Source organism: Clostridium sp. (assembly GCF_051654825.1).
Lineage (GTDB): Bacteria > Bacillota > Clostridia > Clostridiales > Clostridiaceae > Clostridium.
Genome location: NZ_JBOFYU010000152.1, coordinates 1 through 9508, shown reverse-complemented (window position 1 = coordinate 9508; position 9508 = coordinate 1). Strand labels below are relative to the sequence as shown.

Sequence of the window (9508 nt, the reverse complement as noted above, 5' to 3'; positions counted from 1 at the left end):
TTGTCCAAGTACCTCTATATTCCCAGTAATTTTTTGGAAATATAGTTAGGTTTATTAATGTTACTCTTTTTTATATGAGACAAACTTGATAATTTCCAATTTTATTTATTTTTTATCTTGACATATTACCAGTCGTCTAAATAGTATAAATTTCAATAATTAGTATTCCATTATAATAACTTATTATTCGAGAATATTAGGAGGTTAAACTTAAAATGAACTAACAGAAGCACTTAAGGCTTCATTATAAATATAAACTATATTAATTGCTAATTGTTGAGAACTATTTTTTTCACCACTTTTTTTAATTTTTTTTACGAAGCTTGATAATGATATAGAATCCATTTTTTGAAATATCTTTATTTTTTCATACATTTCAGATTCATTGTTAAATATAAATCCATTAATTCCTTCTTGGACTTGTCCTTCGTTTAAAGGATCCTTTAAACAAAAAATAGGTAATCCAAGAGACATAGCTTCAAGCATGGATATAGAATTTGTATCAGATAAGGAAGTTGTTATATATCCATTGCATAAAGCATAATAAGGAGCAAGGTTATGATGTTCTATTGATCCAGTAAATGTTACTAAATTAGAAATATTTAAGCTTTTAGATAGTTTTTTTAAATTATTTAATTCAGGCCCATCACCCATTATTATTAAATGAAGATTATCTTTTACTTTAACAGTTTTAGCCCAATACTTTAAAAGTGTATCAACATTCTTTTCTTTTCCAAGTCTTCCAGCAAAACAAAGCTTAGTAGAATTAGAAGGTATAGTATATTTATTTTCAATTTCTAAGATCTTTTCCTTAGAGATATTTTTATCAGAAAACACATCTAGTTCAACAGAGTTAGGGATTATATGAACCTTTCGATTAACACCAGCGTTTTTTAAATACTGAACTCCTTTATTAGAAGGAGATATAAGTGAAAAAGCTTTATTAGCTAAAAATCTTTCATATTTATGAGTGATTTTCTTAGTTATTTTTATAAAAGCTTTTGGAGAAACATAATAAAGATAGTCATCATATATAGTATGCATTGTATAAACTAAAGGTATATTTAGATGTTTAGCTATTTGTATTCCTGATAATCCAGTTCCAAATTCATTATGAATATGAATAATATCAGGTTTAAACTCCTTTATAAAAGATAATCTAGTTTTACTAATAGGAGAAGCTAATCCAAGATTATAAAATTTTTTTATTTTTATTGCAGGACAATGTAATACACCATTTTCTATATAATGAATTTTAGTATTTGAATCAGCTGTAACTATTAAAACTTGGTGGTTTAATTTTTCAAGGCCTTCTTTTAGGACTTTTACATGAGTTGCAACACCATTTATTTGAGGAAGATAAGTTTCACTAAATAAAGCAATTTTCATATTTAAGACACCTCTAAAATTAATTATTACTAAAAATTTTATAATTAATAGTATATTAATAAATATGATTGGAGTGCATAAATTAATTCTAAAAAATATTAATATGAAAAATAAATTTATTTGTAAGAAATATAAAGAAAAAGATTTATATTTTTAACTATAAAAATTTGCTATAATATAAGTTATGAAAAAAATGATTTGTGGAGTGAGCACTAAATTAATATAGTGCTTTTATTTATGAAATTTATTTGGAGGTGATATTTTGAATTTAGAGTTATTAAAAAGTAGAGTTCTTAGAAATCCATTTTCTCTAAGTTATAAAAATGCGGAAAAAATAATATTAGAAAAAAATATAGACTCTTTAAATACAGTAGAAGTAAATGGAGTAATAAATATTTATGGGAAAATAAATGAAGGTCCTACAACGGCTAACACACATATAAAGCTTACAAACAATAAGATTATAAGTCTAAGGTGTAATTGTAGTTTAAGTGAGGAAGCTAGATTTTCAGGAAATGAATTTGCTTGTCAGCATATAATTGCAACAGTTTTAAAGCTGTTAGAAGGAAAAGAATCCTTTAGCAAAGAAGAAAGAAAAGAAAAAGTAAAGCTAATAGTTAGACTAGAGGAAGCTTTAAATTCAAATCATCTCTTTAATGTAATATTGTTTATAGAAAAGCGCGGAAGAGTAAAGGTAGGAAATAAGGCAGAATTAAATTCAAATATACTTTCTAAAAACAGCAGTTATTCATTAGACAAAGTCAGTTATTCAAAGGAAGAGATAAAGCTTTTTAAATTAGTGAATAAATTAGATTTCAAGGTAACTGAAAATGACTTGAAGGCATTATTATGTAGTTGTAAATATAATGTTTTACAAGCAAAGATAGATTCTATAGAGTATGAAGGCTATATTGTTCAAAGACCTCTTCCAGTTAAATTTACTTTAAAGTTAGAGGGAGATAAAATAAAGCTCCAACAATCTAAACTTTTAATAAGAGCTTTAAATAATGATGGAAGTGTTTATTTATGTGATAGAAGAATATATATTCCACCTCAAAATCAAGGTAAGCTTTATTTTCCTATTTATAATGCTATAAATAAAAAGGGATTTACTTTTATTAAGGAATCATCATTAATAAAATTTACTGATATTTTATCTTCAATAGGAGAGTTAAAGATAAATGATGACATTAAAAATTTAGTGGCAGAAAAGTCTAAGATAAATTTATATTTTTATAAGGGAAATCCAGATATATGTTGTAAATTTATTTTAGAAAAGAATAAGGAATATATTAAAGAATCAGCAAAAGTAAAAAAGCTAGAAGAAATATTATATTCATATAGATTTACCAAAAAGGACGAAGAGTATTTATTTTTAGGAGAAGATGAAGATATTTTTGATTTATTAAAATCAGAATTAAAAGAATTCTGCACAATTACTTCATCTAAGGAGCTAAGTAGCTTAAAAATATTATCTAAGGATGATATTGACTCTAAATATAAGGAAGTTAATAATGAATTAGTTTATAAGTTTAATATAGGGGATATTAGCAATGAGGAATTTTTCTTAGCAATTGATAGCTATAATAATGGAGCTGAATTTTATAAATTTAACAATTATAGCTTTTTAGACTTTTCTAATAAAGAAATAGGAGATTTAATGAAGCTTTTATCTTTTATTGGATATAAGGATAATGAAGTAATTCTTCCATTAGGTTATGAAGAGTTAATTGAATCTAAGGGAAGTAATACAGATTTTATAAATATAATTAAGCAGGAAAGAGATATTGATAAAGATAGTTTTATATTACCAAGAGGATTAAAGGCAAAATTAAGAGATTATCAAAAGCTAGGATTTGATTGGATGCAAGGCAAAAAGGAAAAAGATTTATTTGGTATTTTAGCTGATGAAATGGGATTAGGGAAAACCGTTCAAGCAATAGCATTTTTATTAGCAAATAAAAAAAACACGTCTTTAGTGGTTACTCAAACATCATTAGTTTATAACTGGGAAGCAGAATTTAAGAAATTTGCACCAAAGCTAAAGGTTGCATGTGTTCATGGAAGTAAATCGAAAAGAAGTAAACTATTAAAAGATATTAAAAAATATGATGTTATTTTAACTTCTTATGGTACTTTAAATATGGATATTGAAAATTACAAAGATATATTATTTGAAAATATTATTATAGATGAAGCTCAAACAATAAAAAACTCAAAGGCTAAAATTACAAAGAGTATTAAAGCTTTAAATGGAAAAGTAAGATTTGCTCTTACAGGAACACCTATTGAAAATAATATTATGGAGCTTTGGAGTATATTTGACTTTTTAAAGCCAGGATATTTATTTGATGAAGGTGATTTTAAAAGTAAATTTAAAAGGATAGATGAAGATAAGTTATTATTTTTAAAGCTAATAATAAAGCCATTTATTTTAAGAAGAACTAAAAAGGATGTATTAAAGGACTTACCAGATAAAAATCAATGGGATTTTTATGTTTCAATGACAGAAAAGCAAAAGAAATATTATAAATCAAGCTTAAAGGAATTCGCTAAGGAAGCAAGGGAAACTAATAATAGTATATCTATTTTAGCTTTATTAACGAAGCTAAGACAAATAGCTATAGACCCATCTATAGTAAAAGAAGATTATACTGGTGGTAGTGGTAAAATAGATGCAACATTAACACTCTTAAATAAATTTATAGAAAATAATAAAAAGACATTAGTTTTTTCGCAGTTTACTAGTTTATTAGATAAGCTAAAGGAAAAACTAGATGAATTAGATATTGAATATTATTATTTAGATGGTCAAACTAAGGCTTCAGAAAGATTAAAGCTATGTAATGACTTTAATGCTTCAAAAGATATTAAGGTATTTTTAATATCATTAAAAGCAGGGGGAACAGGGTTGAATCTAACATCAGCAGAAAAAGTTATTCACTTTGATCCATGGTGGAATCCTGCTGTTGAAAACCAAGCTACAGATAGAGCACATAGAATAGGTCAAAGCAAAGAAGTAGAGGTAATAAAAATAATATCTAAGGGAACTATAGAAGAAAAAATGCTAAAGCTTAAAGAAGAAAAGGATAATTTAACATATTCATTATTATCGGATGAGTACAAAGGAAATATAAATAATGTTGGTTTAAAAAGAGAAGATATAGAATATTTACTTTCAGAAGAATAGAGAAATAGCTATAAACTAATAAGTAGTTTATAGCTATTTTTTGTTTTTATGAGATTATAGCAAAATCAAGTTTTTAGTATATTTATAAAGGTGAAATTAAATAGTTTAGGTGGTTTTGGCAAAGTAAAATTTATCTAACGAACTCTTAACAAATAATAACAATTATTTAATATTTTTCTAATTCGGACTTGGTAATATAGTGTTGTAATAAATTTCTAAAAATTATAAAATTTAAAATTTGGGGGAGATGAATATTATGCTTAAAAGAAATAAGATTATTGCAGCATCATTAGCAATGGCTATGGCATCAAGTATTGTTTTAAATGGATTAACTCAAGAGGCTAAGGCTATAATGAAATCAGGAAGTAATAATGATTTTTTAGGGGAAGATGAAAGTTCAGTAGAGACATATTCTTTAAAAATCAATGAAGAGGAATACTCAAAACCTAAACAAGTAAATGTGCATATGGGAGAAAGTCCTTCAAGTGAGGTCAATTTTACTTATACGACTATTACTGGGGATTTAGAAACAAAGGTTGTTTTAAATAAGTTAGGTAGTAGTGAAAAGATAGTAGTAAATGGTGAAAATTCTATTGGTAATGCAAATAAGTATTTTCATAAAATAGAGGTTAAGGGTTTAGATGCTAATACAACTTATGAATATACTGTAGGTACTGGAGAAGATACTTTTAGTGGTAAGTTTAAAACTGCTCCATCAAAAGGAAGTAAGGAAAGTTTTAAATTTGCATTTATAGCAGATGGACAAGTATCTAACGCAACAAATGCAAAAGCTTTAGGGGCTACACTTGCAGAAGTAAATAAAATGGGATTAGATTTTGTTTATATGGCAGGGGATACTACGGATACTTCAACAAATGAATCTCAATGGGAATTATTATTTAACAATGAAGGAGCTTTTCCAACGGGTGGAGAAGATATGTTTTCTAATAATTTAATATCAGTAGTTCAAGGTAACCATGATAATAATACATTAACTAGACATATTAATGCACCAGCTGAGGAGGGGAATGTAGTTTATTCCTATGATTATGGTCCAGCAACATTTGTAATGTTAAATTTAGAAACTGCTAGATATGATGCAGAAGCAAGAGCAAAGCAAAAAGAGCATTTAATTAATGTTGTTAATGAAGCAAAGGAAAGAGGTCAATGGACATTGGTAGGATTCCATAAGTCAATTTATACAGGAGCTTCTCATATTACTGATTCAGATGCTATAGAAGCAAGAAATTATTGGGGGCCAGTATTTGCAGAATTAGATGTAGATGTAGTAATGCAAGGTCATGATCATGTTTATTCAAGAGGATTTATTAATGAAGATGGATATAATGCTAATCCAAGCAAAGATGAAAATGGAAATGTAATAAATCCAGAAAATGCTCCGTTATATATGGTTGGAGGTCATGCAGGTGGATTAAAGTGGTATTCTAAGAAAAACTACACAGTAGGTACAGGAGATAGATTAGCACCTGGGTATTCATTCTTAGATGTAAATTCAACTGATACTGGAAGTGATGTTAAAAAGGAACAAGTTATAGTTGAACTTGAAGTTTCGGAAAAAGATTTAACTGTAAACACATATATGTTTAAATATGACACAAACACAGATACAATAACTACAGATAAATATTTATATGATAGCGTAACTGTAGTAAGAGATGTTGAAGAAAATCCATATGAGGCTAAATTATCAGATGTATCAAATGTTGAAGGAAAAGCTGGCGTAGAATTTAAGGTTCCTGTAACAGTAAATGAATTGCCTACAGATTCAATAATTAGATCATCAGAAATAGTATTTGATATTCCAGATGATTTAGAAGTTAAAAATGTTGAATTAAATAATAAGGTTATAAAAGCAAGTAACTGGGATTATAATGTTTCAGATGGAAAGCTTAGAGTTGCTCTTGCAAATTTAGATGATGAGCCAATATTTATAAATAATTTATCTGGAAATAAAAATATAGCAACATTAACTCTTTCACTAAAAGAAGATAAGAAAACAGGTGATAGTACTGTAATCAATATGTCAGATCTTGTTTTAAGATGTGAAAATGACGTAGATGTTGAGTATAGTACAAAGAATGCTAAAAGTATTATAAGTTTTGTTGAAAAAGAAGCATCAAAGGTAAATGCTAGAGAGCTATATAAATCTGAAGGAATAGATGTTATTCCTGGAGGAATGAAAGCTATAGCAGCTGAATTTACATTAACTCCAAGCACAACAGAAGTTAAGTTTGGAAATAATGATTTCTATTACAGTCCAGAGTTTACAAATAAAACAGGAAAAGTAACTTATGTTTCATTAGTACCAGAGGAAATCTCTTTAGAAGATTTATCAAATATAGATAATTACACATTAACAGAAAAAGATAAAGAAGCTCAATCAGTAGTATTTGGTGATATTAATAATGATGGAATTGATGCGCAAGATGCATTAGCATCAGTAACTGCTTGGCTAAGAAAAACTACTCCTGATAAAAAAGGAATGCTTTCTATAAATGTTAATGCAGATGGAAAAATAAATACTAGAGATGCCATTGATGTAGTTGATAACTACGTATCAGGAAAAGAATTTAATATATTATCTAAGTAATAAAAAAGTAGCCAAATACTTATTTGGCTACTTTTTGAATTATAAGGATTAAATAACAAAGTTTAACAAGTGTTTAATATAGAATTTATATTAAATTAACTATGAGAATTTATTATTTAAATATAGATGTAAATTTAAATAAATATTTTAGTTTTATTTAAAGAAGGGGATAAGTATGAAGATATTAGATAAAAAAGAAAAATTAATATGGATTGGGTTTACTATTATATTTTTTATATTTTTATTTTTATTGAACTCTAAGTTAAATTATGTGAAACCAGCAGATGCTCCAATAGGAATTGAATATGAAAAGGGAGTAGTTACAAGGGTTGTTTCAGAAACATTAGCTCCAGATCCAGATTTTCCTTATATTAATATTGGAAAGCAACAATTAGAAATAAAAATATTAAAAGGTAAAAGAATGGGAGAGATAGTTACTGCTAATAACTTCATTGGAAGAGTTGATAATAGACCTGCTAAGGAAGGAACTAAGTTAGTAATATCTAGCTATGATGACTTTATAACTACTGTAATAGTAAATTATAGTAGGGAAACAGCAATTTATGTACTATTATTTTTATTTATGCTTGTTGTTATTTTATTTGGTGGATGGAAAGGTGTTAACTCATTATTATCATTAATATTTACAATTATTTGCGTAATATTTTTATTTATTCCATTGATAATAAAAGGAGTAAATCCTATTATAGCATCTACAATTATAGTTATTTTATCTACTAGTGTAACTATGCTGTCTCTTAATGGATTCTCTAAAAAAACTGTAGTTGCAGGATTAAGTTGTGTTCTTTGTACAATAATAGCAGGAATTATAGCTTACATATTTGGTGTAATAACAAATGTATCTACCTATAATACAGCAGAAGCTCAGGATTTACTATTTGTTGCTACTAATACATCATTAAAAATTAAGGACTTGCTATTTTCAGGGATATTAATATCATCACTAGGGGCTATAATGGATACTACTATGTCAATAACATCATCTGTTTTTGAAATGAATGAAGTGGGAAATAGCTTAAGTAAAGCTCAATTATTTAAGTCAGGAATGAATATAGGTAAAGATATAATGGGTACTATGACAAATACATTAATTTTAGCTTTTACAGGAAGTAGTATAAATATTTTAATTATATATTTTATGTATAACATGCCTTATCTTCAATTAATAAATATTGATTTGATTGTTATAGAAATTATACAAGGATTATCAGGAGGGATTGCAGTTATATTATCTATACCAATAACAGCTTTTGCTGCTTCTGAGTTAGTAGGAAAATTGAAAAGAGAAGTTATTAATTAGTGAATTTATTAGGAGGATATTATGAATAATAAAATAAAACATATGTATGAAAAAGCAGGAGTTTTAATAAGGGAAAAGAAAAAGGTAATATTTTTATCAGTAAGTATTTTATGTATAGCAATAATACTTAGTTTATTTACAATTAATTTTTTAACACCAACTTTAAGGTTAGAGGCACCACAGGAAAAGATTATATCAAATTATAAAGAAGAAATTATAATTCCAGCAGTATTGAGTAATTTACCTGATAATTCATATCCGGCTACTAGCGTATCAATAAATTTTGATAATAATAAGTTAGAGTTTGTTAGACTTACTATTGGAACAATGGAAAGCTATAATGATTATGATACCAATAGAGATGCTACACCATCATTTAAAATACCGCAGTGGACTTATAATGCAGAAATTGCTAATGAAGAAGGTGAAATTAGAGCAATGTATTTAGATACAACAGCAGGTAAAAATGCTTATGTTAAGGAAGGTTTTGAAAAAAGCAAAAAGGATATTCCGTTTAAATTAGTATTTAAACTAAAGGAATCTGTTATTCCAGGAGACAAGCTTGAAATAGATATAAATGAGGCTGTTTTTGCAACTATAGATGGAGATAAAGATAAGACGACATTATCTACTAAAGGCAATTATAGTAAATTAAAGATAAAAGATTCTATTATAAAGATAAAATTATAAAAATTTATAATTAGTTAAAAGGAATTCTTATTTGAATTCTTTTTTTTATTTAAGAATATATTTTTCAAATTACATATTGTGATAGATAATTTGAAAATGATAAAATTAACTTATACCACAAAATGGAAGGAGGGTGATAAAGTTCAGTGTATAATCTAAAAGCTAAAATTAGAATCTGTTAAGCTGATATGAAAAAATAGCTTGGCTTTTCATAGAATTGCTCGCTCTTTGAAAATTATATAAGTTTGAATATTTTATTGTATGGTAAACAAGCCTGCAATAAAATTGATTTTTGCAGGTTAAATAA

General features: G+C 26.5%; 5 protein-coding genes. 4 read left to right on the top strand and 1 reads right to left on the bottom strand.

Features of this window, described 5'->3' with window-relative positions:
* Positions 1–210 precede the first annotated feature (210 nt).
* On the bottom strand, positions 211–1389 hold the full coding sequence (locus ACRDBA_RS09190) for a glycosyltransferase (protein ID WP_438572625.1): 1179 nt from the start codon (positions 1387–1389) through the stop codon (positions 211–213).
* A 262-nt stretch (positions 1390–1651) separates the two neighbouring features.
* On the opposite strand from ACRDBA_RS09190, the gene ACRDBA_RS09185 reads away from it, so the two are divergent.
* From ACRDBA_RS09185 to ACRDBA_RS09170, 4 genes are all read left to right on the top strand, one after another.
* Positions 1652–4579: an SNF2-related protein gene (locus tag ACRDBA_RS09185; protein ID WP_438572624.1), complete on the top strand. Its 2928-nt coding sequence runs from the start codon at positions 1652–1654 to the stop codon at positions 4577–4579.
* A gap of 256 nt (positions 4580–4835) precedes the next feature.
* Positions 4836–7190: a metallophosphoesterase gene (locus tag ACRDBA_RS09180; RefSeq protein WP_438572623.1), complete on the top strand. Its 2355-nt coding sequence runs from the start codon at positions 4836–4838 to the stop codon at positions 7188–7190.
* A 175-nt stretch (positions 7191–7365) separates the two neighbouring features.
* Positions 7366–8511, top strand: a complete 1146-nt coding sequence (locus ACRDBA_RS09175; RefSeq protein WP_438572622.1) for a YibE/F family protein — start codon at positions 7366–7368, stop codon at positions 8509–8511.
* Positions 8512–8532: 21 nt separating this feature from the next.
* Positions 8533–9201 carry a hypothetical protein gene (locus ACRDBA_RS09170; protein ID WP_438572621.1) on the top strand — a complete coding sequence of 223 codons (669 nt, stop codon included), beginning with the start codon at positions 8533–8535 and terminating at the stop codon, positions 9199–9201.
* The last annotated feature ends 307 nt before the right edge of the window (positions 9202–9508 follow it).